The sequence below is a fragment of the Streptomyces niveiscabiei genome (genome assembly GCF_001419795.1).
GTDB classification, from domain to species: domain Bacteria; phylum Actinomycetota; class Actinomycetes; order Streptomycetales; family Streptomycetaceae; genus Streptomyces; species Streptomyces niveiscabiei.
This window is the reverse complement of sequence record NZ_LIRL01000289.1, coordinates 1-24,500: the sequence shown is the minus strand read 5'-3', so window position 1 is coordinate 24,500 and position 24,500 is coordinate 1. Positions and strand designations below refer to the sequence as shown.

General features: G+C 69.7%; 23 protein-coding genes and 1 pseudogene. 1 reads left to right on the top strand and 23 read right to left on the bottom strand.

Annotated features, from left to right (window positions below; all coding sequences use genetic code 11):
• A pseudogene (locus AOK24_RS45880) lies at positions 1-338 on the top strand (glycosyl hydrolase family 18 protein); the annotation flags it as partial.
• A gap of 2 nt (positions 339-340) precedes the next feature.
• Here AOK24_RS45880 and AOK24_RS15170 read toward each other — a convergent pair.
• From AOK24_RS15170 to lysA, 23 genes are all read right to left on the bottom strand, one after another.
• On the bottom strand, positions 341-739 hold a 399-nt coding region (locus AOK24_RS15170), incomplete at its 3' end, for a DUF2550 domain-containing protein (RefSeq protein WP_159051877.1).
• Between the two features lie 154 nt (positions 740-893).
• On the bottom strand, positions 894-1,268 hold the full coding sequence (locus AOK24_RS15165; RefSeq protein ID WP_055720597.1) for a F0F1 ATP synthase subunit epsilon: 375 nt from the start codon (positions 1,266-1,268) through the stop codon (positions 894-896).
• 109 nt (positions 1,269-1,377) lie between these two features.
• Complete coding sequence (gene atpD / locus AOK24_RS15160; protein ID WP_055720596.1) at positions 1,378-2,814, bottom strand: F0F1 ATP synthase subunit beta; 1,437 nt, start codon at positions 2,812-2,814, stop codon at positions 1,378-1,380.
• On the bottom strand, positions 2,814-3,734 hold the full coding sequence (locus AOK24_RS15155; protein WP_055720595.1) for a F0F1 ATP synthase subunit gamma: 921 nt from the start codon (positions 3,732-3,734) through the stop codon (positions 2,814-2,816). The genes atpD and AOK24_RS15155 overlap by 1 nt, the downstream gene beginning before the upstream one ends.
• 21 nt (positions 3,735-3,755) lie before the next feature.
• Positions 3,756-5,339, bottom strand: a complete 1,584-nt coding sequence (atpA, locus tag AOK24_RS15150; RefSeq protein ID WP_055720594.1) for a F0F1 ATP synthase subunit alpha — start codon at positions 5,337-5,339, stop codon at positions 3,756-3,758.
• A gap of 142 nt (positions 5,340-5,481) precedes the next feature.
• Positions 5,482-6,297: a F0F1 ATP synthase subunit delta gene (locus AOK24_RS15145; RefSeq protein WP_055720593.1), complete on the bottom strand. Its 816-nt coding sequence runs from the start codon at positions 6,295-6,297 to the stop codon at positions 5,482-5,484.
• Positions 6,294-6,839: a F0F1 ATP synthase subunit B gene (locus AOK24_RS15140; RefSeq protein ID WP_055720592.1), complete on the bottom strand. Its 546-nt coding sequence runs from the start codon at positions 6,837-6,839 to the stop codon at positions 6,294-6,296. The genes AOK24_RS15145 and AOK24_RS15140 overlap by 4 nt, the downstream gene beginning before the upstream one ends.
• A gap of 41 nt (positions 6,840-6,880) precedes the next feature.
• The gene (locus tag AOK24_RS15135) at positions 6,881-7,126 is read right to left on the bottom strand and encodes an ATP synthase subunit c family protein (RefSeq protein ID WP_055720591.1); all 246 of its coding nucleotides are present in this window, start codon (positions 7,124-7,126) and stop codon (positions 6,881-6,883) included.
• A 78-nt stretch (positions 7,127-7,204) separates the two neighbouring features.
• Positions 7,205-8,032: a F0F1 ATP synthase subunit A gene (atpB, locus tag AOK24_RS15130; protein WP_055720590.1), complete on the bottom strand. Its 828-nt coding sequence runs from the start codon at positions 8,030-8,032 to the stop codon at positions 7,205-7,207.
• A gap of 225 nt (positions 8,033-8,257) precedes the next feature.
• A complete protein-coding gene (locus AOK24_RS15125) occupies positions 8,258-8,671 on the bottom strand; it encodes a Cg1360 family ATP-synthase-associated protein (protein WP_055720589.1) in 414 nt (137 codons plus the stop codon).
• Positions 8,672-9,006: 335 nt separating this feature from the next.
• The gene (locus AOK24_RS15120; protein ID WP_055720588.1) at positions 9,007-10,296 is read right to left on the bottom strand and encodes an MraY family glycosyltransferase; all 1,290 of its coding nucleotides are present in this window, start codon (positions 10,294-10,296) and stop codon (positions 9,007-9,009) included.
• Between the two features lie 139 nt (positions 10,297-10,435).
• Positions 10,436-11,677, bottom strand: a complete 1,242-nt coding sequence (locus AOK24_RS15115; RefSeq protein WP_055720587.1) for a serine hydroxymethyltransferase — start codon at positions 11,675-11,677, stop codon at positions 10,436-10,438.
• A 57-nt stretch (positions 11,678-11,734) separates the two neighbouring features.
• Entirely contained in the window at positions 11,735-12,394 is a 660-nt protein-coding gene (locus tag AOK24_RS15110; RefSeq protein WP_055720586.1) for an arsenate reductase/protein-tyrosine-phosphatase family protein, read from the bottom strand.
• A 46-nt stretch (positions 12,395-12,440) separates the two neighbouring features.
• Positions 12,441-13,088 carry an L-threonylcarbamoyladenylate synthase gene (locus AOK24_RS15105; protein ID WP_055720585.1) on the bottom strand — a complete coding sequence of 216 codons (648 nt, stop codon included), beginning with the start codon at positions 13,086-13,088 and terminating at the stop codon, positions 12,441-12,443.
• A gap of 70 nt (positions 13,089-13,158) precedes the next feature.
• Positions 13,159-14,004 (bottom strand): peptide chain release factor N(5)-glutamine methyltransferase, encoded by an 846-nt coding sequence (prmC, locus tag AOK24_RS15100; RefSeq protein ID WP_055720584.1) that lies wholly within the window; start codon positions 14,002-14,004, stop codon positions 13,159-13,161.
• Positions 14,005-14,031: 27 nt separating this feature from the next.
• On the bottom strand, positions 14,032-15,108 hold the full coding sequence (prfA, locus tag AOK24_RS15095) for a peptide chain release factor 1 (RefSeq protein ID WP_055720583.1): 1,077 nt from the start codon (positions 15,106-15,108) through the stop codon (positions 14,032-14,034).
• 110 nt (positions 15,109-15,218) lie between these two features.
• Entirely contained in the window at positions 15,219-15,443 is a 225-nt protein-coding gene (gene rpmE / locus AOK24_RS15090) for a 50S ribosomal protein L31 (RefSeq protein WP_055720582.1), read from the bottom strand.
• Between the two features lie 152 nt (positions 15,444-15,595).
• Entirely contained in the window at positions 15,596-16,687 is a 1,092-nt protein-coding gene (locus tag AOK24_RS15085) for an LCP family protein (RefSeq protein WP_055720581.1), read from the bottom strand.
• A gap of 174 nt (positions 16,688-16,861) precedes the next feature.
• Positions 16,862-18,892: a transcription termination factor Rho gene (gene rho, locus AOK24_RS15080; RefSeq protein ID WP_055720580.1), complete on the bottom strand. Its 2,031-nt coding sequence runs from the start codon at positions 18,890-18,892 to the stop codon at positions 16,862-16,864.
• A 393-nt stretch (positions 18,893-19,285) separates the two neighbouring features.
• Entirely contained in the window at positions 19,286-20,221 is a 936-nt protein-coding gene (thrB, locus tag AOK24_RS15075; RefSeq protein ID WP_055720579.1) for a homoserine kinase, read from the bottom strand.
• A 247-nt stretch (positions 20,222-20,468) separates the two neighbouring features.
• On the bottom strand, positions 20,469-21,527 hold the full coding sequence (thrC, locus tag AOK24_RS15070) for a threonine synthase (protein WP_055720578.1): 1,059 nt from the start codon (positions 21,525-21,527) through the stop codon (positions 20,469-20,471).
• Between the two features lie 6 nt (positions 21,528-21,533).
• Positions 21,534-22,832 (bottom strand): homoserine dehydrogenase, encoded by a 1,299-nt coding sequence (locus tag AOK24_RS15065; RefSeq protein WP_055720599.1) that lies wholly within the window; start codon positions 22,830-22,832, stop codon positions 21,534-21,536.
• 139 nt (positions 22,833-22,971) lie between these two features.
• Positions 22,972-24,363, bottom strand: a complete 1,392-nt coding sequence (gene lysA, locus AOK24_RS15060) for a diaminopimelate decarboxylase (RefSeq protein ID WP_055720577.1) — start codon at positions 24,361-24,363, stop codon at positions 22,972-22,974.
• Between the last annotated feature and the right edge of the window lie 137 nt (positions 24,364-24,500).

The window sequence follows — 24,500 nt, the reverse complement described above, 5'->3', positions numbered from 1 at the left end:
CGGCCCGGTACGTCGACTGGTACAACGTCATGACGTACGACTTCTTCGGCGCCTTCACCGCCCAGGGCCCCACGGCCCCCCACTCCCCCCTGTACGCCTACCCCGGCATCCCGCAGCAGGGCTTCACCACGGCCGACGCCATCGCCAAGTACCGCGCGAAGGGCGTCCCCGCGAACAAGCTCCTCGTAGGCGTCGGCTTCTACGGCCGGGGCTGGACCGGAGTCACCAGCTCCACCCCGGGCGGCACCGCGACGGGCGCCGCGCCGGGCACGTACGAAGCGGGCGTCGAGGACTACAAGGTCCTCAAGACGACCTGCCCGCCGACCGGCCTGGTCGGCNNGAGGAAACCGGTCAGCGCGTCCTCGCTCATCGCGAGTTCGAGGCGCGTCCCGCGGTGCGTGCAGGCGAGGACCACCGCGTCGGACAGCAGCGCCAGCTCCTCCTCGCCCTCGGGGAGGCGGCGGCCGGCGACCTCGATCGCCGAGCGCTCCAGGACGCGGCGCGGCCGGTAGGCGTAGGAGAAGACGCGGTACCACTCGACGCTGTCCCCGCTGTAGCGGGCGACGCCGTAGGACCAGCCTTTTCCGCTGGGGTCGGGTTTCTCGGGCACGTCCCAGCGCAGCGAACAGTCGAACGTGCCGCCCGAGCGCTGGATCAGTCTGCGGCGCAGGCCGAAGACGAACAGACCCAGCACCACGAGGGCCACGACGATTCCGCACACAGTCAGAGCGAGGACCATCGACACCGACCTCCTCGTCTCCTACGTACCGAAATGCGGTTCGGCGATTGGTAACGGAACGGAAAAAACATCCAGATCTGCCACAGCCGCGACCGGCACCGGATCGCTCCGGGCCGGCCGCGGCTGAGTGACTGGCATCACATGGGCGCTGCGATCAATGCGTGGCCGCCGCGCGCAGTCGGACCTCGGCGCGCCGCTCGGCGGCGGCGTCCCCCTCGGCCTTCGCGCGCTCCAGCTCCCGCTCGACGCGCTGGACGTCGATCTCGTCCGACAGCTCGGCGACCTCCGCCAGCAGCGACAGCTTGTTGTCGGCGAACGAGATGAATCCGCCGTGCACCGCGGCGACGACGGTCCCGCCGTCACTCGTACGGATGGTCACCGGGCCCGACTCCAGCACACCGAGCAGCGGCTGGTGACCGGGCATGACGCCGATGTCGCCGGACGTGGTGCGCGCGACGACGAGAGTCGCGTCGCCCGACCAGACCTCTCGGTCGGCCGCGACCAGCGCGACGTGCAGCTCAGCAGCCAAGGTTGGCTCCTCGGGTCACCACCCGGCGGTCCTGCCGGGTGTTGGTTACAAGTCTAGTGGGCGTACGAAGGGGGGCGGGACGCACCCGCCCCCCTTCAGAGCATCAAGCTCAGGAGACGCCCAGCTCCTTGGCGTTGGCCTTCAGGTCCTCGATGCCACCGCAGAGGAAGAACGCCTGCTCCGGGAAGTGGTCGTAGTCGCCGTCGATGATCGCGTTGAACGCGGCGATCGACTCGTCCAGCGGCACGTCCGACCCGTCGACGCCGGTGAACTGCTTGGCGACGTGGGTGTTCTGGGACAGGAAGCGCTCCACGCGACGGGCGCGGTGGACGGTGAGCTTGTCCTCCTCGCCCAGCTCGTCGATACCGAGGATCGCGATGATGTCCTGGAGGTCCTTGTACTTCTGGAGGACCGTCTTGACGCGCATCGCGGTGTTGTAGTGGTCCGCCGCGATGTAGCGGGGGTCCAGGATCCGGGACGTGGAGTCCAGCGGGTCCACGGCCGGGTAGATGCCCTTCTCGGAGATCGGACGGGAGAGCACCGTCGTCGCGTCGAGGTGGGCGAAGGTGGTGGCCGGGGCCGGGTCGGTCAGGTCGTCCGCGGGGACGTAGATCGCCTGCATCGAGGTGATCGAGTGACCGCGGGTCGAGGTGATGCGCTCCTGGAGGAGACCCATCTCGTCGGCCAGGTTCGGCTGGTAACCCACCGCGGACGGCATACGGCCGAGGAGGGTCGACACCTCGGAACCGGCCTGCGTGAAGCGGAAGATGTTGTCGATGAAGAACAGCACGTCCTGCTTCTGCACATCGCGGAAGTACTCCGCCATGGTCAGACCGGCGAGGGCCACGCGCAGACGGGTGCCCGGGGGCTCGTCCATCTGGCCGAAGACGAGGGCGGTCTTGTCGATGACGCCCGAGTCGGCCATCTCCTCGATGAGGTCGTTGCCCTCACGGGTGCGCTCACCGACACCGGCGAACACGGAGACACCGTCGTGGTTGTTGGCGACGCGGTAGATCATCTCCTGGATGAGCACCGTCTTGCCGACGCCGGCACCACCGAACAGACCGATCTTGCCGCCCTTGACGTACGGGGTCAGCAGGTCGATGACCTTGACGCCGGTCTCGAACATCTCGGTCTTCGACTCGAGCTCGTCGAAGTTGGGGGCCTTGCGGTGGATGGACCAGCGCTCGCCCTCGTACTGCTCGTCGGCGTTCAGGACCTCGCCGAGGGTGTTGAACACCTTGCCCTTGGTGAAGTCACCGACGGGGACGGAGATACCCGTGCCCGTGTCGGTCACCGGGGCCTGGCGGACCAGGCCGTCGGTGGGCTGCATCGAGATGGTGCGGACCAGGCCGTCACCCAGGTGCTGGGCGACCTCCAGGGTCAGCGTCTTCTTCGCGCCGTCCTCGGCCGGGTCGGCGACCTCGACGTGCAGCGCGTTGTAGATGTCGGGCATGGCGTCGACGGGGAACTCCACGTCGACGACCGGGCCGATGACCCGGGCGATACGGCCCGTGGCCGTCGCGGTCTCAACAGTGGTGGTCATTAGCGGTCACTCCCCGCGGTCGCGTCGGCCAGGGCTGCGGAGCCACCGACGATCTCGCTGATTTCCTGGGTGATTTCGGCCTGGCGGGCCGCGTTGGCAAGGCGGGAGAGCGTCTCGATCAGCTCACCCGCGTTGTCGGTGGCCGACTTCATCGCACGCCGCGTCGCCGCGTGCTTCGAAGCCGCCGACTGGAGCAGCGCGTTGTAGACGCGGCTCTCCACATAGCGCGGCAGCAGGGCGTCGAGGACGTCCTCCGCCGAGGGCTCGAAGTCGTACAGGGGAAGGATCTCGCCCTGCTTGGACTCGCCCGAGCCCGCCGTCTCGTCGAGGCTGAGCGGCAGCAGACGGTCGTCGAGCGCCGACTGCGTCATCATCGAGACGAACTCGGTGAACACGATGTGGATCTCGTCCACCCCGCCGTCCGCCGTGTCCTTCTCGATCGCCTCGATCAGCGGCGCCGCGACGTTCTTGGCGTCCGCGTACGTCGGTTCGTCCGTGAAGCCCGACCACGAGTCCGCGATCTTGCGCTCACGGAAGTTGTAGTGCGCGACACCTCGGCGGCCGACGATGTACGTGTCGACCTCCTTGCCCTCGGCCTGGAGCTTCGCCGTGAGCTGCTCCGCCGCCTTGATGGCGTTGGAGTTGAAGGCGCCGGCCAGTCCGCGGTCGCTGGTCAGCAGCAGGACCGCGGACCGTACGACGGTCTCGGCCTGCGTGGTCAGCGGGTGCTTCGTGTTCGAACCGGTCCCGACCGCCGTGACCGCGCGCGTCAGCTCGGTCGCGTACGGCGCGGAGGCCGCCACCTTGCGCTGCGCCTTGACGACGCGCGAGGCGGCGATCATCTCCATCGCCTTGGTGATCTTCTTGGTCGCGGTGACGGATCGGATGCGACGCTTGTAGACCCGGAGCTGGGCTCCCATGAGTCAGGTCCCTTCCTTACGTCACTTGGCGGCGGAGTCTTCGCCGAGCAGCTTGCCGTCCGCGGTCTCGAACTGCTTCTTGAACTCCGCGATGGCGTCGTCGATCGCCTGGATGGTGTCGTCCGACATCTTGGCGCCCTCCTTGATGGAGGTCATGAGGCCCTGCTCCTTGCGGTGCAGGTACTCCAGCAGCTCCTTCTCGAAGCGGCGGATGTCGGCGACCGGGACCTCGTCCATCTTGCCGTTGGTGCCGGCCCAGATGGAGACGACCTGGTCCTCGGTGGCCATCGGCTGGTACTGGGCCTGCTTCAGCAGCTCGACCAGGCGCGAACCACGCTCCAGCTGGGCCTTCGACGCGGCGTCCAGGTCGGAACCGAAGGCGGCGAACGCCTCCAGCTCGCGGTACTGGGCGAGGTCGAGGCGGAGGCGCCCGGAGACCTGGCGCATCGCCTTGTGCTGCGCGGAACCACCGACTCGGGAGACGGAGATACCGACGTTCAGCGCGGGGCGCTGACCGGCGTTGAACAGGTCCGACTCCAGGAAGCACTGGCCGTCGGTGATGGAGATGACGTTGGTCGGGATGAACGCCGAGACGTCGTTCGCCTTGGTCTCGACGATCGGCAGACCGGTCATCGAGCCGGCGCCCAGGTCGTCGGAGAGCTTCGCGCAGCGCTCCAGGAGACGGGAGTGCAGGTAGAAGACGTCACCCGGGTAGGCCTCGCGGCCCGGCGGGCGGCGCAGCAGCAGGGAGACGGCGCGGTAGGCGTCGGCCTGCTTCGACAGGTCGTCGAAGATGATGAGGACGTGCTTGCCCTCGTACATCCACTGCTGGCCGATGGCGGAACCGGTGTACGGCGCCAGGTACTTGAAGCCGGCCGGGTCGGACGCGGGGGCGGCGACGATGGTCGTGTACTCCAGCGCGCCGGCCTCTTCGAGGGCGCCACGCACGGAGGCGATGGTCGAGCCCTTCTGGCCGATGGCGACGTAGACGCAGCGGACCTGCTTCTTCGGGTCGCCGGAGCGCCAGTTGTCGCGCTGGTTGATGATCGTGTCGACGGCCAGGGCGGTCTTGCCGGTCTGGCGGTCGCCGATGATCAGCTGGCGCTGGCCGCGGCCGATCGGGGTCATCGCGTCGACGGCCTTGTAGCCGGTCTCCATCGGCTCGTGGACCGACTTACGGGCCATGACGCCGGGAGCCTGGAGCTCCAGGGCGCGGCGGCCGGACGTCTCGATCTCGCCGAGGCCGTCGATCGGGTTGCCGAGCGGGTCGACGACGCGGCCGAGGTAGCCCTCGCCGACCGCGACGGACAGGACCTCTCCGGTGCGGTGCACCGGCTGGCCCTCCTCGACGCCGCTGAACTCGCCGAGGACGATGGCGCCGATCTCGCGCTCTTCGAGGTTCAGCGCGAGGCCGAGGGTGCCGTCCTCGAACTTCAGCAGTTCGTTGGCCATGGCCGAGGGGAGGCCTTCGACCTTCGCGATGCCGTCGCCGGCAAGGGTGACCGTACCGACCTCCTCGCGCGAGGCCGCGTCCGGCTGGTACGACTGGACGAAGGTCTCCAGCGCGTCCCGGATCTCCTCCGGCCGGATCGTGAGCTCCGACATCTGGGTTCCCTGCTCTCCTTGTTGGGCCCGAAGTTTCACTTTGGGGGGATGTCTCGACTTCGGACTCCCCCCTGAACGAGGTGAATCCTCTTGCACGGCCCAACTCGGGCCGTATTGCGTACTCTGTACGGCTTTGTTACTGCTAGCTCGCCATGCGGCGGGCGGCGTCCTCGATGCGGTCCGCGACCGAGCCGTTGATGACTTCGTCACCGACCTGCACCCGGATCCCGCCGACGACCTCGGGGTCGACGTCGAGGTTGAGGTGCATCTGGCGGCCGTAGAGCTTGGCGAGGGCGGCGCCGAGGCGCTGCTTCTGGCCGTCGCTCAGCGGGACCGCCGAGGTGACGACGGCGACGATCCGGTCCCGGCGCTCGGCGGCGAGCTTGGAGAGGGCCTCCAGGCCCGATTCCAGGCTACGGCCACGCGGCGCGGTCACCAGGCGCGTCACCAGCCGTTCGGTGGCCGCGTCCGCACGGCGGGCGAGCAGGCTGCCGAGCAGCTCGCTCTTGGCCGCGGCGGTGGCCTTCCGATCGGTCAGCGCGGCGCGCAGCTCGGTGGAGGAGGAGACGATCCGTCCGAAGCGGAACAGTTCGTCCTCGACGCTGTCGAGCCTGCCCGCCTTCTGCGCTGCGGTGAGGTCGGCGATGTTCGCCAGCTCCTCCAGCGCGTCCACCAGGTCGCGGGACTGCGACCAGCGGGCGCGGACCAGTCCGGCCACCAGGTCGGCGGCGGGGCCGCTGATCCGGTCACCGAGCAGGCGCGCGGCGAGCGCGGCCTTGGCCTCGCCGGACTGCGCCGGGTCGGTGAGGACCCGACGCAAGCCGACCTCGCGGTCGAGCAGTGCGGTCACGGACGCCAGCTCACCGGCGAGCGCGCTCGCGTCGACCGACGTGGCGTCGGTCAGCGCGTCGAGGCGCTCCCGTGCGGCGGCCAGGGCCTCGCGGCTGGCTCCGTTCATCGCGATGCCTCGGCCTTCTCCTCAAGATCATCGAGGAAGCGGTCGATGACGCGGCTCTGCCGGGCGTGGTCCTCGAGGGACTCGCCGACGAGCTTGCCGGCCAGGTCGGTGGCGAGCTTGCCGACGTCCTGGCGCAGCGCGGAGGAGGCCGCCTTGCGGTCGGCCGCGATCTGCGCGTGGCCGGCGGCGACGATCTCCTCGCGCTGGCGCTGGCCCTCGGCGCGCATGTCGGCGATCAGCGTGGCGCCCTGCTCCTGCGCCTCCTGGCGCAGCCGGGCGGCCTCGTGACGGGCCTCGTCGAGCTGGGCCTTGTACTGCTCCAGGACGCTCTGGGCCTCCTGCTGCATGGCCTGCGCGTCTTCGATACCGCCCTCGATGGCCTCGCGGCGCTCTTCCAGAACCTTGTTGATGTTCGGGAGGAGCTTCTTGGCGAGGAAGCCGAAGACGATGACGAAGGCGATGAGGCCGATGACGAGCTCGGGGATCGGCGGGATGAGGGGGTTTTCCGCCTCCTCAGCCGCCATGAGAACCAGAGGGCTCATATCAGTGCCTTTCGTCGAAAGGGGCGGTCCGACGGATCAGGTCAGGAGGCCGGGTAAACGAACGGCATGACCAGACCGATCAGCGCGAGCGCCTCACAGAAGGCGAAGCCGAGGATCTGGTTGGCGCGGATCAGGCCGGCCGCTTCGGGCTGGCGGGCGAGCGCCTGGGTGCCGTTACCGAAGATGATGCCGACGCCGACGCCCGGGCCGATTGCGGCGAGACCGTAACCGATGGAGCCGAGGTTGCCCTGGATCTTGACTTCGGCGAGGGTCTGGAGAGCGGACATGTCCGGTTCTTCCTTCTCTTTCAAGGTCCGGTGGGGGTTGGCCACCGGGTGCTTTGGGGGGTTCGAAGCGGGCTGTGCTCAGTGGTGCTCGGCGAGCGCGCCCTGGATGAAGGTGCAGGTCAGCAGGACGAAGACGTACGCCTGGACGGCCTGGATGAAGAGCTCGAAGGCCGTCATCACGATGACCATCACGAACGACACGCCGGAGTAGGCGATGCCGATGCCGTTGAGCATGTACCAGCTGGCGATCGTGAAGAGCAGCAGCAGGGTGTGGCCCGCGAACATGTTCGCGAAGAGCCGGACCGCGTGCGTGAAGGGGCGCACGATCAGGTTCGAGAGGAGCTCGATGGACATCGACAGCGGCAGGACCGCGCCGAGGGACTTGTCGTAGCCGCTGAAGTTCTTGAAGGCACCGACGAAGCCGTGCCGCTTGAAGGTCAGCGAGACCCAGAGGATGTAGACGAGTCCGGCGAGGACCGCGGGGTAGGAGATGATCGCGGTGACCGGGAACTGGGCGACCGGGATGATCGACCACAGGTTCATGATCCAGATGAAGAAGAAGAGGGAGACGATGAGAGGTACGTACTTCTCGCCCTCCTTCTTGCCGATCGTCTCGTAGACGACACCGCGCCGGATGAAGTCGTAACCGGCCTCGGCGACCATCTGCAGCTTGCCCGGGACGACCTTCGGCTTCGCGAAGGCGGCCCAGAAGAAGCCGACGATGATGATCGAGCCGAGCAGCGCCAGCAGCATCGTCTTGTTGAAGTACAGGTTGCTGTCCGCGTCGCCGAAGAGCGGCTTGAACAGGAACGAGTGAAGGCCCGGAGCGACCGTGTCGAAACCACACCCGTCGAACAGGTGACAGCTCGTGTCGAAAGCGAGCGTCTGCGTCGGGTCAGCACTCACCGCGGGCTCCTTCGTCGTGGCGCATAGGTACGGCAACCTCGTTGTGTCGGCGCGGCACGGGGCCGCCGTTCGGCACGGGACTGGTGTTACGGATGTGGGGGCGGCTCAGGGGCATCTCGCCTCGCGAATGAACAGGCGTCAGCTCGAATGCCCGCGCCCGCGATGCCGCAGTTGGCACCGGACGATAGCAGGATCTGTCGTACGTCTTTATCCCACCCCTACCTCTCACGACGAGTGCCCCGATTTTTCGGGCTCGACGTAGAGGATCTTGGCTTTCATGTGGGCACGCGTCTGAGCCGCGATCCACGCGAGGGTGGCGACGACGAGCGTGATGGCGAAGGCCCGGGGGTTGAACAGGGTGGTGTTCTTGAACATGGCCATGAAGACGAAGAGCAGCAGGATCTGCGCCGCGTAGAGCATCAGGCCCATGGACTGGAAGAGATGCGGAAGCGTTTTGGCCGTGCGCTGGAGCACGTACAGCCCGATCCCCATGAAGAGGACCACCACGACCGTCGCGACGACCGCCCCGATGGCACCCTTGCCGCCCGCGACCACGCCGCTCACCACGGCGGCGATCGCACCGGCGGCGGCTGTGGGCACAGCGGCCTGGGCCAAAATCCGGACGTCGTTGGACGGCATGGCGGCAACTCCGCGTTCAAAAAAGTGGGGAAGGGGTGTCGTCATGGACGAGCGTAGTCCCGGTTCGAGGGGGTGAGACCTCAGACCTTCGGACCGTCGCACTGCGGTCCTTCGGCTCTGTCCGGGGTTCTCGTGAACCGTATCACAAACTATTTGATGAGGTCTTTACCTCGAAGGGGTGCTCAGCGTCACACATGAGAGTGAAAGCGCGCGTCTGAGCGAAAACCGGGGGAGCTTGTCTGGTATTGCACCCTTCGCACCCTCTAGCTTCCCCCACGACTTGGCAATGCTCTAGTCAGATTCTTACTTTGAGCGCGACCCCGCTCGGAACGTTCTCACCTTCGGGGGAGCCGGGTACGGCCCCCCACAGCGGTAGCCCCGTTGACGCCGGCCCCCGCGCCCACAGGCGTGCGCTCCTCCGTCTCCGCCGCCACCGGCAGAGGCGTCGGAACGGCCCTGCGGCGCCGGTAGCGGGGCGGGAGGAAGGCCTGGGCCCACAGCGGGGCGCGCGGGGTGAAGCGGGGCAGCAGCAACAGGACCAGGCCGACCGCGCTCAGCGCCGCGACGCCGAGGACGATCCACATCGATGCCGAGTTGACGGAGTAGGCCAGCGCCCCGAACGCGATCAGCGCCGACCAGAAGTACATGATCAGCACGGCCCGGCTGTGCGAGTGGCCGACCTCCAGCAGGCGGTGGTGCAGGTGCCCCCGGTCCGCCGCGAACGGCGACTGGCCGCGCCAGGTCCGCCGGACGATCGCGAGGATCAGGTCGGCCGCGGGGATCGCGATGATCGTCAGCGGCATCAGCAGCGGGATGTACACCGGCACCATCTGGTGGACGGCGTCGCGCTCGGACCCGACGTACAGCTTCATCGCGTCCGGGTCCACCTGGCCCGTGATCGAGATCGCGCCCGCCGCCAGGATCAGCCCGATCAGCATCGACCCCGAGTCGCCCATGAAGATCCGCGCCGGGTGCATGTTGTGCGGCAGGAAGCCCAGGCACATGCCCATCAGGATCGCCGAGAACAGCGTCGCCGGGGCGGCGGCCTCGATGCCGTACGAGTACCAGATCCGGTAGGCGTACATGAAGAACGCGGCGGCGGCGATGCACACCATGCCGGCCGCGAGGCCGTCGAGGCCGTCCACGAAGTTCACGGCGTTGATCGTGATGACGACCAGGGCGACCGTCAGCAGGGTGCCCTGCCACTGCGTCAACGCGACGGTTCCCACGAACGGGATCGGCAGCCAGAGGATCGTGAGCCCCTGGACGACCATGACACCGGCGGCGATCATCTGCGCGCCGAGCTTGATCAGCGCGTCGATCTCGAACTTGTCGTCTAGCACCCCGATCAGCCAGATCAGCGCGGCCCCCGACAGCAGGGCCCGGGGCTCGCTCGACTGCTCGAACACCTCGTTGAGGTTGGTCAGGTGGTCCGCGACCAGCAGCCCCGCGCACAGCCCGAAGAACATCGCGATCCCACCGAGCCGCGGAGTCGGTTCCCGGTGCACGTCACGCGCCCGGATCTCCGGCATCGCCCCGGCCACGATCGCGAACTTCCGCACCGGCCCGGTCAGCAGATACGTCACCGCGGCCGTGATGCAGAGCGTCAGCAGGTATTCACGCACGGGCTTCCCCACAGGTCTCGCTGGCCATCTCAGCCCCACACCCTAGCGACGAGCGCATACGGGTAGGGACATCCGGGTAGCCACGATGGTTGCACGTCCGGCTGTGCGGTCCCTTGTACGTGTGCCCCGGACCGTCCGTTCAGTCCGGATACGGCGGCCGTTCCCGGACCAGCTCCTCCACTTCCTCACACCCTCTCCGCGCCGTCACCTCACCGCGCACGACCCCCGCGAGCAGTACGGCGACCCGGGCCATGTCGGCCTCGCCCATCCCCTGCGTGGTCACGGCGGCGGTCCCCAGCCGCAGCCCGCGCCCACCGCCCCCCGGCAGAACACAGCAGTCCAGAATCACCCGGGCAGCCGCCAGCCGCCCCCGCGCGGCCTTCGCGTCGACCCCCAGCGGCGACGGATCGACGACGATCAGATGGGTGTCCGTGCCCCCGGTGACGACCCGCATCCCCTCGGCGGCCAGCCCCGCCGCCAGCACCCGCGCGTTGGCGACCACCTGCCGCGCGTACCCGGCGAACCCGGGCCCCGCGGCCTCCCCGAACGCCACCGCCTTGGCGGCGACCGTATGCATCTGGGCCCCTCCTTGCGTGAACGGGAAAACAGCCCGGTCGACCCGTTCCGCCAGCTCCTCCCCGCACAGCACCATCCCGCCCCGGGGCCCCCGCAGCACCTTGTGCGTGGTCGCGCACACCACATCGGCGTACGGCACAGGACTCGGCGCGACCCCTCCGGCGACGAGCCCGATGGGATGGGCGGCGTCGGCGATCAGATACGCCCCCACCTCGTCGGCGACCTCCCGGAAGAACCCGTAGTCGAGGTGGCGCGGATAGGCGATGGAACCGCACACGATCGCCTTCGGCCGGTGCTCACGGGCCAGCTCCCGCACGGCGTCGTAATCCACGAACCCCGTCGAGGCGTCGACCCCGTACGACACGAAAGAGAACCAGCGCCCCGAGAAGTTGACGGGCGACCCGTGCGTCAGGTGCCCGCCGTCCCGCAGCCCGAGCGCGAGCACGGTGTCACCGGGCCGCAGCAGGGCGGCGTACGCGGCCAGGACGGCCGAGGAGCCCGAATGGGGCTGCACGTTCGCGTGGCCCGCGCCGAACAGCGCCTTCGCCCGCTCCACGGCGACCCGCTCGGCGACGTCGACGATCTCGCACCCGCCGTGGTGCCGGGCCCCCGGATAGCCCTCGGCGTACTTGTTGGCGAGCACGGAACCCAGCGCGGCCAGCACGGCGGGCGAACAGAAGTTCTCGGCGGCGACGAGTTGCAGCCCGGAAGCCTGCCTGCGCCGCTCCCCCATCAGTACCTCGGCGATCTCGGGATCCTGCCGCAGCAGGACATCGCTCTCCGGTCCCGACAGGGAAACGACCATGGCAGGCTCCGAGCCTCGAAGCGGACGTACCCCCAATGTAGGCCGAAACCCCCGCGCCTACATCCGCGCCGGCACCCCCGTGAGCGCGGTCACCACAGGGTCGAGCGCCTGGTGTATCTCGTCCCCGATGGACCGGAAGAACGGCAGCGGAGCCCCGTACGGATCGTGCACCTCGTCCGCCTCGGCGGTGGGCGCGAGGAGCCACCCGCGCAGGGCCGCGGCGGCCCGTACGAGCGCGCGGGCGCGCATGACGACGCCCTCGTCCAGGGAGGGCAGCGTCGCCGGGTCTATGGCCCGCACGAGCCGGGTGAACTCCTTCAGCGTGAAGGTGCGCAGCCCGGCGGAGTGGCCCATGGAGATGACCTGGGCCCGGTGGTCCCGGGTGGCGGTCAGCACCAGGTCGGCCCGGATCACGTGCTCGTCGAGCAGTTCCCGCCCGGTGAACCCGGAGGCGTCCGCCCCGAACTCGGCGAGCACGGCCTCCGCGTTGGCCTCCATGGGCGCCCCCTCGTGCCCCCACGTCCCGGCGCTCTCGACGATGAGCCCGCCCCCGAGGATCCCGAGCCGCTCGGCGACGAAGTGCCGGGTGAGGCGCTCGGTGATGGGCGAGCGGCACACGTTCCCGGTGCTGACGTGCAGGATCCGGAAACTGTCCCGGGGGAACCCGAACGTCGTCGTGATCTCGGCGGCCGACTCCCCACCGCCTATGCCCGGCATGGGGTGCCCCCCAGCCCGGCCGGGAGGACGCCGCACCCGGGCCCCGTCAATTCGCCACCTCAAGATCGGGTACGACCTTCCGCAGCTCCTCCGCGGTGATGGCCCCCTCGCGCAGCAGGACGGGCACCTCACGGGTGACGTCGACGATGGAGGAGGGCACGTTCCCGGGCGTGGGCCCGCCGTCGAGGTAGACGGAGACGGAGTCGCCGAGCATGCCCTGGGCCTCGTCGCAGTTCTCCGGCGCGGGATGCCCGGTGAGGTTGGCGGAGGACACGGCCATGGGCCCGACCTCGGTGAGCAGCTCGATGGCGACGGGGTGCAGCGGCATCCGCACGGCGACGGTCCCCCGGGTGTCCCCGAGGTCCCACTGGAGGGACGGCTGATGCCGGGCGACGAGCGTCAGCGCGCCGGGCCAGAACGCGTCGACGAGTTCCCAGGCCAGTTCGGAGAAGTCGGTGACGAGCCCGTGCAGCGTGTTGGGCGAGCCGATGAGCACGGGCGTGGGCATGCTGCGGCCCCGCCCCTTCGCGTCGAGGAGTTCCGCCACGGCCTCGGAGGAGAACGCGTCGGCGCCGATCCCGTACACCGTGTCGGTGGGCAGCACGACCAGCTCGCCCCGGCGGACGGCGGACGCGGCCTCGCGCAGACCGGTCGTGCGGTCGGTCGCGTCGTTGGTGTCGTATCGCCGTGCCATGTCTAGCAAGCCTCCAGCTCGAATACGTACGAATGCGAAGGGGAAGGGGTCGTCCCGGCATCGGTGACCGTCACGGCATCGCCCGGCGTGCGGTCGCGAAGCGGGGGCGGTTGTTGAGGTCGGGGTGGTCGGCGGCGTCGGCCCAGCCGAGTTCCTCGGTGAAGATCCACGGCACCTGCCCGCCCTGCGTGTCCGCGTGCTCGACGACGACGACACCGCCGGGCCGCAGCAGCCGGTGCGCGGTGCGCTCCAGGCCCCGGATGAGGTCGAGGCCGTCCTCGCCGGAGAAGAGCGCCAGCTCGGGGTCGTAGTCGCGGGCCTCGGGGGCGACGTACTCCCACTCGGTGAGCGGGATGTACGGCGGGTTGGTGATGACGAGGTCGACCTGGCCGTCGAGGTCGGGGAACGCGTCGAGCGCGTTGCCCTGGCGCAGGTCGACGCGCGAGCCGGCCATGTTCTTGCGGGTCCACACGAGCGCGTCCTCGGACAGCTCCACGGCGTGCACCTTGGAGCGCGGCACCTCCTGGGCGAGGGCGAGGGCGATCGCGCCGGAGCCGGTGCACAGGTCGACGATGGTCGGCTCGACGACGTCCATCGCGCGCACGGCGTCTATGGCCCAGCCGACGACGGACTCGGTCTCGGGCCGGGGCACGAACACCCCGGGCCCGACCTGGAGTTCCAGGTACCGGAAGTAGGCGCGCCCGGTGATGTGCTGGAGCGGCTCGCGCTGCTCGCGCCGGGCGATGGCCTCCCAGTAGCGGGCGTCGAAGTCGGAGTCCTTCACGGAGTGCAGTTCGCCGCGCTTCACCGCGTGCACGAACGCGGCGAGCTCCTCCGCGTCGGTGCGCGGCGAGGGCACACCGGCGTCGGCCAGCCGCTGGGTGGCCTGGGCCACCTCGGCGAGCAGCAGGTTCACGCGAGTCCTCCGGTTTTCGTCAGGGTCTTACGCGGCCGCGAGCTTCGCCGCCGAGTCCGCGTCGACGCAGGCCTGGATGACCGCGTCGAGGTCGCCGTCCAGGACCTGGTCCAGGTTGTACGACTTGAAGCCGACGCGGTGGTCGGAGATGCGGTTCTCCGGGAAGTTGTACGTACGGATCTTCTCGGAGCGGTCGACGGTCCGCACCTGGCTGCGCCGGGCGTCCGCGGCCTCCCGCTCCGCCTCCTCCTGAGCGGCGGCGAGCAGCCTGGAGCGCAGGATACGCATCGCCTGCTCCTTGTTCTGCAACTGGCTCTTCTCGTTCTGACAGGAGGCTACGACGCCGGTGGGGATGTGCGTGATGCGTACGGCGGAGTCGGTGGTGTTGACGGACTGGCCGCCGGGGCCCGAGGAGCGGTAGACGTCGATGCGCAGGTCGTTCGGGTTGATCTCGACGTCGACCTCCTCGGCCTCGGGCGTCACGAGGACACCGGCGGCGGAGGTGTGGATACGGCCCTGCGACTCGGTGGCCGGGACACGCTGGACGCGGTGCACGCCGCCCTCGTACTTCAGCCGCGCCCACACGCCCTGACCGGGCTCGGTGGCGCCGTTGCCGCCCTTGGTCTTCACGGCGACCTGGACGTCCTTGTAGCCGCCCAGCTCCGACTCGGTGGCGTCGATGATCTCGGTCTTCCAGCCGACGCGCTCCGCGTACCGCAGGTACATCCGCAGCAGGTCGCCGGCGAACAGCGCCGACTCGTCGCCGCCCGCGCCCGCCTTGATCTCCAGGATGACGTCCTTGTCGTCCGAGGGGTCCCTCGGGACGAGCAGCAGGCGCAGCTTCTCCGTCAGCTCCTCGCGCTGCTTCTCCAGCTCCTTGACCTCGGCCGCGAAGTCCGGGTCGTCGGCGGCCAGTTCCTTCGCCGTCCCGATGTCGTCGCCGGTCTGCTTCCAGGAGCGGTACGTCGCGACGATCGGGGTCAGCTCGGCGTAGCGCTTGTTCAGCTTGCGCGCGTTCGCCTGGTCGGCGAAGACCGCCGGGTCGGCGAGCGTCGTCTCCAGCTCGGCGTGTTCCGTGACCAGTTCCTCGACGGCCTCGAACATCTTGGGCTCCTGTGATTCCTACGACGGTGAAGTGGGCGGCGACCAAAAACGCCGGTCCCGGGAGCACCCCCTGGCGGGAGCGCTGCCGTGGACCGGCGAAGAGGGGCTCGCTACTTCTTGGAGCCTGCGGCGGCCTTGCCGAAGCGGGCCTCGAAGCGGGCCACACGGCCACCGGTGTCGAGGATCTTCTGCTTGCCCGTGTAGAACGGGTGGCACTCGGAGCAGACGTCCGCACGGATGGTGCCGGACTCGATGGTGCTGCGAGTCGTGAACGACGCGCCGCAGGTGCAGCTGACCTGCGTCTCGACGTACGCGGGGTGGATGTCGCGCTTCAAGGGATTCTCCTAGATTTACGGGAGGGCACCGGGTCGCTTCCGCGGCTGCGGGGCGTGAACCGGGGCCGACGTACCAGTCTGCCAGGACTGGTGCCATACGCCCAAACCGGGGGTGGGGGTGAACTATTCCCGGGGGGCGAGTGCGGGTGCCCTCACGAGGAAGTCACCACCCCGTTGGCCTCCCCCGTCGCCGTTCCCTCCGTAGCCGTCTTCGGGATCGGCTGGTCGGTTTTCAGGGCTGTCCAGACCTGGTGGGCCTTCGTCTCGGCGATGATCACCCGGTTCGGGTTCGCGGGGTCGTACTGGACGGGCATGGTGACCATCGTCATGTTGGAGGAGCTGATGCTCTTCAGGCCGTTGGCGAAGGACATCAGGGAGTTGACCGAGCCGAGGTCGGAGTCGGTCGTGACCGCCTTCGTGGCCGTGTCCGCGAGGTCGTACAGCTTTGTGGGGCTCGTGAAGAGGCCGATCGAGCCGACCTGGTTGACCAGGGCTTTGATGAACGCCTGCTGAAGCTGGATGCGGCCGAGATCGGAGCCGTCGCCGACGCCGTGGCGGGTGCGGACGAGACCGAGGGCCTGCTCGCCGTTGAGGCGGTGCGTGCCCGCCGCCAGGTTCAGGTGGCTGTCCTTGTCGCTGATCGCCTTGGTGGTCGTGACCCGCACCCCGCCCAGTTCGTCGATCAGCTTCTCGAACCCGGAGAAGTCGACTTCGAGGTAGTGGTCCATCCGCAGGTTCGTGATCGACTCGACGGTCTTGACCGCACAGGCCGCCCCGCCGGTGGTGTACGCGGTGTTGAACATCACCCCGTGCGCGGCATCGTGGGTGACCCCGCGGGCGTCCGTGCAGGCGGGCCGGTCGACGAGGGTGTCGCGGGGCACGGAGACGACGCTGGCCTTCTTGTGCCCCTCGTAGACGTGGACGATCATCGCCGTGTCCGAGCGGGCGCTGCCGTCGTCGGTGCCCCCGCCGAGCTTCTTGTTGGCCCCGGACCGCGAGTCGGACCCGAGGACGAGGATGTTCTCGGACCCGTTGTCGGCCTTGGCGGGCCGGTCCGTACCGAGCGCCTGGTCGATGTCGACGCTCTTGATGTTGCCGTTGAGCTTGAAGTAGAGGAATCCCGCCCCGGTCCCCCCGAGGACGAGGATCCCCCCGGCGACCCACGCCGCGACCACCGGACCCCGCCGCCTCCTGGGCTTGCGGTGGCTGTTCCCCGGTATGTCAGGCGTGCTCTCGGCGGACATGTCTCCTCGGCTCTCTTCTGCCTCGTCTCATCATCACTCCGCCAGATCAGACGGGGAAACTCCGGACAGGGTTGCACAAGTCGCCAGAGTCGATCAAAAACGCAGGAAAAAGACAGAAAAACGGTCACCCCCCGTGACCAGGGGGTGACCGTTCCCAGGAACCGCCGGCAGACGTCAGTCGCTGCCGTTGCCCGGCGTCGTCTTCTGGATCTGCATCAGGAACTCGGCGTTCGACTTCGTCTGCTTCATCTTGTCGAGGAGCAGCTCGATCGCCTGCTGCTGGTCGAGCGCGTGCAGCACCCGGCGCAGCTTCCAGACGACCGCCAGCTCCTCGTTGCCGAGCAGGATCTCTTCCTTGCGGGTACCGGACGCGTCGACGTCGACGGCCGGGAAGATCCGCTTGTCGGCGAGCTTCCGGTCGAGCTTGAGCTCCATGTTGCCGGTGCCCTTGAACTCCTCGAAGATCACCTCGTCCATGCGGGACCCGGTGTCGACGAGCGCGGTCGCGAGGATGGTCAGCGAGCCGCCGTCCTCGATGTTGCGCGCGGCGCCGAAGAAGCGCTTCGGGGGGTAGAGGGCGGTCGAGTCGACACCACCGGACAGGATGCGCCCGGAGGCCGGCGCCGCGAGGTTGTAGGCACGGCCCAGACGCGTGATGGAGTCGAGCAGGACGACGACGTCGTGGCCCAGCTCGACCAGCCGCTTGGCGCGCTCGATGGCGAGCTCGGCGACGGTCGTGTGGTCCTCGGCGGGCCGGTCGAAGGTCGAGGAGATGACCTCGCCCTTCACCGACCGCTGCATGTCGGTGACCTCTTCGGGACGCTCGTCGACGAGGACGACCATCAGGTGGCACTCGGGGTTGTTGTGCGTGATCGCGTTGGCGATGGCCTGCATGATCATGGTCTTGCCGGTCTTCGGCGGGGCCACGATCAGCCCGCGCTGGCCCTTGCCGATCGGCGACACGAGGTCGATGATCCGCGTGGTCAGCACACCCGGGTCGGTCTCCAGGCGGAGCCGGTCCTGCGGGTACAGCGGCGTCAGCTTGTTGAACTCCGGGCGGCCACGGCCGTGTTCGGGCGCCATGCCGTTGGTGGAGTCGAGCCGCACGAGCGCGTTGAACTTCTCGCGCCGCTCGCCGTCCTTGGGCTGGCGGACCGCGCCGGTGACGTGGTCGCCCTTGCGCAGGCCGTTCTTGCGGACCTGGGCGAGGGAGACGTACACGTCGTTGGGGCCGGGCAGGTAGCCCGAGGTGCGGATGAAGGCGTAGTTGTCGAGGATGTCGAGGATGCCCGCGACCGGGATCAGGACGTCGTCGTCGGCCAACTGCGGCTCGGGGGCGCCGAGTTCGTCGCGCCCGCGACGCCCGCGGCGGTCCCGGTAGCGGCCCCGGCGGCCACGGCGGCCACCGTCGAAGTCGTCGTCCTCGTCGAGGCGCGGGCCGTTGTCGCGCTGCTGGCGGTCCTGACGGCCGCCCTGCTCCTGCCGGTCCTGGCGCGGCTGGCGCTCCTGGCGGCCCTGGCCCTGCTGGTCGTCGCTCTTGCCGCGCCGGTCACCCCGGTCGGCACGGTCGCCCCGGTCGGCACGGTCCCCGCGCTCGCCCCGCTCGCCGCGGTCGCGACCGCGCTCGCGGCGGCCCTGGCGGCGGCCCTCGCCGTCACCCGCGTCGGCCTGCGGGCGCTCGGCGACGGGCGTCTCGGCCCGGGGCTCGGTCTTCGCCTCGACGGCGACCGTCTCGACGGGCGCGGCGGCCACGGGGGCGCCGGCCTCGGCGGTGGCGCGGCGGCGGCCACGGCGCTCGACGGGCGCGTCACCGGCCGGCTGGCCGGGGATGTCGATCTGCTGCTGGGCCTGCTCGGCGGCGGGCGCCTCGGCCTTGACGGCCGGCGCCTCCTCGGCCGTACGGGCGCGGGAGGTGGCGCGGCGCTTGGGCTTCTCGGCGGGCGCCTCGGCCTGCGGGGCGGCGGCGCCCGAGCCGGCCTGCGCCTCCTTGATGACGTCGATCAGCTGGCTCTTGCGCATCCGCGCGGTGCCCTTGATACCGAGGCCGGATGCGACCTGCTGAAGCTCTGCCAGCACCATGCCTTCGAGGCCGGTACCGCGGCGCCGCCGGGAGCCGGCACCGGCGGCAGGCGCGGAGGCGTCCGTGGCGGGCGCGGCAGCGGTCTCCTCGACACGTGCGCCCATCAGATCGGTGGTGTCGCTCACGAAGGGTCCTTCCCTGGAGCGGACGTCGGCCTGTCTGGCTCGGCGACCGGTTGTGCTGTCCGGTTCCTGTCCCTTTGGTATGGACGGAGCCGGGGCGGTAATCCGCCGGAGCGGCGGATGAGATTTCTGGTGATGGCGCTCCCCCGACAGATCAGAGGTCGCACCTGTTCCGGAGCGTGCCCTGTGGGCCACTCAGCGTCGATGTACAGCGCACTGCCCAGGTGCGTGGTACGGAACGCAATGCGGCTTGGGGAGCTCCCGGAAGAATGTCTGTCCCGGACGGGGACGTGAAGCACCTCGCCATGGTGGGGTCGGGTGCAGACTTGAGGTTAACACTACCGGATCCAACAAACATTCCCCCTCTCGAAATCCGGCGACGATTCACGCGATGCCTTATGCGTGAAGGTCGCCGGCGGGTGCGAGCGGCAATACGCTCGCCCCCTGAAGGTCCAGGCCCAGCCGGTTGGCGGCCCAGTCCGCGCCCGCCGACGCCTCGACCTTGTCGGCCGATTCCGCGTCGGCCAGCGCCATCACGGTGGGTCCCGCGCCGGAGATCACGGCGGGAATGCCGTCGGCGCGCAGCCGCTCCACGAGCGCGGCGCTCTCCGGCATCGCGGGGGCGCGGTACTCCTGGTGGAGGCGGTCCTCGGTGGCGGGCAGCAGCAGCTCGGGGCGCCGGGTGAGGGCCTCGACGAGCAGGGCGGCACGGCCCGCGTTGGCGGCGGCGTCGACGTGCGGGACGGTGCGCGGGAGCAGTCCGCGCGCGGTCTCGGTGAGGAGCGGCTTCGCGGGCACGAAAACCACCGGAACGATGGAATCGGCGGGCTCGGTACGGATCGCGCGGGCGGCGCCGCCGTCCATCCAGGAAAGGGTGAAGCCGCCGAGCAGGCAGGCCGCGACGTTGTCGGGGTGGCCCTCGATCTCGGTGGCGAGTTCGAGCAGCGCGGCGCTGTCGAGGCGGGATTCGCCGCCTATGGTCACGGCGCGGGCGGCGACGATGCCGGCGCAGATCGCGGCGGAGGAGGAGCCGAGGCCGCGGCCGTGCGGGATGCGGTTGGCGCAGACGATCTCCAGGCCGCGCGGCTGTCCGCCGAGGGCGTCGAAGGCGGTGCGCATGGCCCGGACGAGGAGGTGGCTCTCGTCGCGCGGGAGGGTTTCACCGCCCTCTCCGGCGATGTCGATGTGCAGCCCGGAGTCGGCCACCCGGACGACGACGTCGTCGTAGAGCCCCAGCGCGAGGCCGAAGGCGTCGAAGCCGGGCCCGAGGTTGGCGCTGGTGGCGGGGACGCGCACCCGGACGGCGGCGGCGCGGAAAGCGGGACCGGCCATCGCTCGATGAACTCCTTGAGCTGCGGAACTGTCGATTGCCGTGCGGCGATGTCGACGTTCGGGGACTGACGTGCGGTGAGACCCCCCGGGGCTGCGGCGACGGCGCGGCAGCCCGGCATCCGTAGTGCATATGCAGCGGGCGGGTTCACTACAGCCTATCGAAGGAAGGTTCTGTGGCGACATAGGGCGCACAGGAGGCGCACGATGCGTGTCGTAAGCCCCCTGTGCACCCCTGACGGGGGAACCCCTAGACGAGACCGAGGTTCTGCGCGGCGGCGGCGGCGTCGACGGGGACCGTGAGCGGCTGCGGGGCGCCCGCGACCGCCCAGTCGGGGTCCTTGAGGCCGTTGCCGGTGACGGTGCAGACGATGCGCTGGCCGGGGTCGACCTTGCCCTGCTCGGCGGCCTTGAGGAGGCCGGCGACGGAGGCGGCGGAGGCGGGCTCGACGAAGACGCCCTCCTGTGCGGCCAGCAGCCGGTAGGCGCGCAGGATCTCGCGGTCCGTCACCTCGTCGATGAACCCGCCGGACTCCTCGCGCGCGGCGAGCGCGTACTCCCAGGAGGCGGGGTTGCCGATGCGGATCGCCGTCGCGATCGTCGAGGGGTCCTTGACGACCTCGCCGCGCACGATCGGCGCGGAGCCGGACGCCTGGAACCCCCACATGCGGGGCGTGCGGGAGGCAACGCCGTCGGCGGCGTACTCCTTGTAGCCCTTCCAGTACGCGGTGATGTTGCCCGCGTTGCCGACCGGGAGGACGTGGATGTCGGGGGCGTCGCCGAGCATGTCGACGATCTCGAAGGCGGCGGTCTTCTGGCCCTCGATGCGCACCGGGTTGACCGAATTGACCAGCGCGACAGGGTAGTTGTCGCTCAGGTCGCGGGCCAGGGTGAGGCAGTCGTCGAAGTTGCCGTCGACCTGGAGGATCTTCGCGCCGTGCACGAGGGCCTGGCCCATCTTGCCGAGCGCGATCTTGCCGCGCGGCACGAGGACGGCGGAGACCATGCCCGCGCGCACCCCGTACGCGGCGGCGGAGGCCGACGTGTTGCCGGTGGAGGCGCAGATGACGGCCTGCGCGCCCTCCTCCTTGGCCTTGGAGATGGCCATGGTCATGCCGCGGTCCTTGAAGGACCCCGTCGGGTTCGCGCCCTCGACCTTGAGGTGGACCTCGCAGCCGGTGCGCTCGGAGAGCACCTGCGCGGGGACGAGGGGCGTGCCGCCCTCGCGGAGCGTCACGACCGGCGTGCCGGCGGAGACGGGCAGCCGGTCCCGGTACTCCTCGATGATTCCGCGCCACTGGTGGGTCATTGCTGGTTACTCTCCTTCAACCCGCATGATGCTGGCGACACCGCGGACAGTGTCGAGCTTGCGCAGCGCCTCGACGGTCCCGCTGAGGGCGGCGTCGGACGCGCGGTGGGTGACGACGACGAGAGACGCCTCGCCGGCACTGTCTTGTCGTCCTTGCTGACGAACGGTATCGATCGACACCCCGTGCTCGGCGAACACGGTCGCGACCTGGGCGAGAACACCCGGTTTGTCCGCCACGTCGAGGCTGATGTGGTACCGCGTCACGACATCGCCCATGGGCGACACCGGCAGGGCCGCGTACGCCGACTCGCCGGGCCCCGTCGCCCCGCTGAGCCGGTTGCGGCACACGGCGACGAGGTCGCCGAGCACGGCCGAGGCGGTGGGCGCGCCGCCCGCGCCGGGGCCGTAGAACATGAGCTGGCCGGCCGCGTCGGACTCGACGAAGACGGCGTTGTAGGCGCCGCGCACGGAGGCGAGCGGGTGGGAGAGCGGGATCATCGCCGGGTGGACGCGCGCGGTGACCGAGCCGCCGTCGGCGGCGCGCTCGCAGATCGCCAGCAGCTTGATCGTGCAGTTCATGTTCTTCGCGGAGGCGAAGTCCGCCGCGGTCACCTCGGACATGCCCTCGCGGTAGACGTCGTCGAGGCGCACGCGGGTGTGGAAGGCGATCCCGGCGAGGATCGCGGCCTTGGCGGCGGCGTCGAAGCCCTCGACGTCGGCGGTCGGGTCGGCTTCCGCGTACCCGAGGGCGGTGGCCTCGTCGAGCGCTTCCTGGTAGCCGGCGCCGGTCGAGTCCATCTTGTCGAGGATGAAGTTCGTCGTGCCGTTGACGATGCCGAGCACGCGGTTGACCTTGTCGCCGGCCAGCGACTCGCGCAGCGGGCGGATCAGCGGGATCGCGCCGGCGACGGCCGCCTCGTAGTACAGGTCGCGGCCGTGCTCCTGCGCCGCCGCGTGCAGCGCCGCGCCGTCCTGCGCGAGGAGCGCCTTGTTCGCCGAGACGACCGAGGCGCCGTGCTCGAAGGCGGTCGTGATGAGGGTGCGGGCCGGTTCGATGCCGCCGATGACCTCGACGACGACGTCGATGTCGCCGCGTTTGACGAGCGCGGTCGCGTCCGTCGTGACCAGCGCCGGGTCGATGCCGTCGCGGACCCTGCTCGGGCGGCGCACGGCGACCCCGGCCAGTTCCACGGGGGCGCCGATCCTCGCGGCGAGGTCGTCGGCGTGCGTCGTCATGATGCGGGCCACCTCTGAGCCGACGACTCCACAGCCCAGCAGCGCCACCTTCAGCGGACGCGTACGCATCATGCGACCTCGTTTCCTCATACGGTCTACGGTTCGACCAGTCTCACCCACCGAACCGCGGGTTTTGCCCCGGGTCCGGATCGTGAGACGTCTATTTCATGTCCCTGAGCGGTTCCGACAGGAGATTCTCCCGTGATCGTCAGCCGACGTCGAGCCTCAGAAGATCTTCCTCTGTCTCCCGGCGCACGATGACCCTCGCCCGCCCGTCCGCGACCGCCACCACCGGGGGCCTCGGCACGTGGTTGTAGTTGCTCGCCATCGACCGGCAGTACGCGCCCGTCGCCGGTACGGCGAGCAGGTCGCCCGGCGCCAGGTCGGCCGGCAGGAACGCGTCCCGCACGACGATGTCCCCGCTCTCGCAGTGCTTGCCGACCACGCGCGACAGCATCGGCTCGGCGTCGGACGTCCGCGAGACGAGGGCGACGCTGTACTCGGCGTCGTACAGCGCGGTGCGGATGTTGTCCGACATGCCGCCGTCCACGGAGACGTACGTCCGCAGGCCGTCCAGCGGCTTCAGGGTGCCGACCTCGTACAGCGTGAACGCGGTCGGGCCGACGATCGCGCGGCCCGGCTCGACGGAGATGCGCGGCGTGCTGAGGGCCGCCGCCTCGCACTCGCGGGTGACGATCTCGTTGAGCGCCTTCGCGATCTCGTGCGGCTCGCGGGGGTCGTCGTCGCTGGTGTACGCGATGCCGAGGCCGCCGCCGAGGTCGATCTCCGGGAGCTGTACGCCGTGCTCGTCGCGGATCTCCTTCAGCAGGCCGACGACCCGGCGCGCGGCGACCTCGAAGCCGGACATGTCGAAGATCTGCGAGCCGATGTGGCTGTGCACGCCGATCAGCTCCAGACTGTCGAGCTGGAGCGCGCGGCGTACGGCCTCGGCGGCCTGGCCGCCGGCCAGCGGGATGCCGAACTTCTGGTCCTCGTGGGCCGTCGCGATGAACTCGTGCGTGTGGGCCTCGACGCCGACCGTGATCCGGATCTGCACCTTCTGACGCCTGCCGAGGTCCCTCGCGATGTGCGCGACGCGGACGATCTCCTGGAAGGAGTCCAGCACGATCCGGCCCACCCCGGCCTCGATCGCCCGGCGGATCTCCTGCACGGACTTGTTGTTGCCGTGCAGCGCGATGCGCTCCGCTGGCATCCCCGCGGACAGGGCCGTCGCCAGTTCGCCGCCCGAGCAGACGTCGAGGTTCAGGCCCTCCTCGTGCAGCCAGCGCACGACCGCCCTCGACAGGAACGCCTTGCCTGCGTAGAAGACGTCCGCTTCGGGGCCGAACGCCGTGCGCCAGGCCCTTGCCCTGGCCCGGAAGTCCGTCTCGTCCAGGACGTACACCGGGGTGCCGAACTCCTCGGCGATGCGCGTCGCCGGGATGCCGCCGACGGTGAGGACTCCGTCCTCGTCCCTCTCCACCGTCTGCGCCCACACCTTCCTGTCCAGCGTGTTCAGGTCGGCGGGCGGGGCGCTGTAATGCCCCTCCGGCAGGACGTCGGCGTGACGGGGGCCGGCGGGGTGTGCGGAACGGCTCATCTTCGTTCTGGGCTTTCTTATCGGGGCGTTTCTTGGCGGGGCGTTTGTGTCGGGGCGTTCTTGGCGGGGCGTTCTACAGATGCTCTGGAGCGTCGATGCCGAGCAGGGACAGGCCACCGGCCAGCACCGCCCCGGCG

Coding starts and splice junctions, on each gene's coding strand:
- atpD (WP_055720596.1), bottom strand. CDS start 2,814: ATGACCACCACTGTTGAGACCGCGACGGCCACGGGCCGTATCGCCCGG.
- AOK24_RS15155 (WP_055720595.1), bottom strand. CDS start 3,734: ATGGGAGCCCAGCTCCGGGTCTACAAGCGTCGCATCCGATCCGTCACC.
- atpA (WP_055720594.1), bottom strand. CDS start 5,339: ATGTCGGAGCTCACGATCCGGCCGGAGGAGATCCGGGACGCGCTGGAG.
- AOK24_RS15145 (WP_055720593.1), bottom strand. CDS start 6,297: ATGAACGGAGCCAGCCGCGAGGCCCTGGCCGCCGCACGGGAGCGCCTC.
- AOK24_RS15140 (WP_055720592.1), bottom strand. CDS start 6,839: ATGAGCCCTCTGGTTCTCATGGCGGCTGAGGAGGCGGAAAACCCCCTC.
- AOK24_RS15135 (WP_055720591.1), bottom strand. CDS start 7,126: ATGTCCGCTCTCCAGACCCTCGCCGAAGTCAAGATCCAGGGCAACCTC.
- AOK24_RS15125 (WP_055720589.1), bottom strand. CDS start 8,671: ATGCCGTCCAACGACGTCCGGATTTTGGCCCAGGCCGCTGTGCCCACA.
- AOK24_RS15115 (WP_055720587.1), bottom strand. CDS start 11,677: ATGGTCGTTTCCCTGTCGGGACCGGAGAGCGATGTCCTGCTGCGGCAG.
- AOK24_RS15110 (WP_055720586.1), bottom strand. CDS start 12,394: ATGCCGGGCATAGGCGGTGGGGAGTCGGCCGCCGAGATCACGACGACG.
- AOK24_RS15105 (WP_055720585.1), bottom strand. CDS start 13,088: ATGGCACGGCGATACGACACCAACGACGCGACCGACCGCACGACCGGT.
- prfA (WP_055720583.1), bottom strand. CDS start 15,108: ATGTTCGAGGCCGTCGAGGAACTGGTCACGGAACACGCCGAGCTGGAG.
- AOK24_RS15085 (WP_055720581.1), bottom strand. CDS start 16,687: ATGTCCGCCGAGAGCACGCCTGACATACCGGGGAACAGCCACCGCAAG.
- thrB (WP_055720579.1), bottom strand. CDS start 20,221: ATGGCCGGTCCCGCTTTCCGCGCCGCCGCCGTCCGGGTGCGCGTCCCC.
- thrC (WP_055720578.1), bottom strand. CDS start 21,527: ATGACCCACCAGTGGCGCGGAATCATCGAGGAGTACCGGGACCGGCTG.
- AOK24_RS15065 (WP_055720599.1), bottom strand. CDS start 22,832: ATGCGTACGCGTCCGCTGAAGGTGGCGCTGCTGGGCTGTGGAGTCGTC.
- lysA (WP_055720577.1), bottom strand. CDS start 24,363: ATGAGCCGTTCCGCACACCCCGCCGGCCCCCGTCACGCCGACGTCCTG.